Source organism: Vibrio sp. SCP2, from assembly GCF_059295395.1.
This window is the reverse complement of the sequence record NZ_JCAFVV010000029.1, coordinates 1-574: the sequence shown is the minus strand read 5'-3', so window position 1 is coordinate 574 and position 574 is coordinate 1. Positions and strand designations below refer to the sequence as shown.

The 574-nt window shown below is 42.9% G+C and carries 1 tRNA gene and 2 rRNA genes; all 3 read left to right on the top strand.

The window, feature by feature from the left end:
• Positions 1 to 66 (top strand): 16S ribosomal RNA (locus AC5O63_RS22395); the annotation flags it as partial.
• A 64-nt stretch (positions 67 to 130) separates the two neighbouring features.
• A tRNA-Glu gene (locus tag AC5O63_RS22390) sits at positions 131 to 206 on the top strand.
• Between the two features lie 276 nt (positions 207 to 482).
• A 23S ribosomal RNA gene (locus AC5O63_RS22385) occupies positions 483 to 574 on the top strand; the annotation flags it as partial.

Here is a 574-nt window from a genome sequence, read left to right as displayed (position 1 = left end):
TTCATGACTGGGGTGAAGTCGTAACAAGGTAGCCCTAGGGGAACCTGGGGCTGGATCACCTCCTTATACGATGATTATTGCGATGAGTGTTCACACAGATTGATATGTCTTATTAAGAGCCCTTATTAGTGTCCCGTTCGTCTAGAGGCCTAGGACACCGCCCTTTCACGGCGGTAACAGGGGTTCGACTCCCCTACGGGATACCATCTTTAAGCATTCTTATGAGTGTGTTTAAAAATGGTTACCTCATTGAGGTGATTTGCTCTTTAACAATTTGGAAAGCTGACGAATAACAACAATCCCCATCTCTTTGAGATGCGTTGTTATTCAATTAAAAGTTCTCAAATCCTAATTCTATGAATTAGGTACCAACACACATTCAAGTGTTCTTGGAAATTTGAGTCCGGCAAAATCGTGTCTGCACATGTATAAAAATGCAGACAACTTTGGTTGTTTAAACAGAAGACCCTTTGGGGTTGTATGGTTAAGTGACTAAGCGTACACGGTGGATGCCTTGGCAGTCAGAGGCGATGAAAGACGTAGTAACTTGCGATAAGCCCAGATTAGGTAGTAA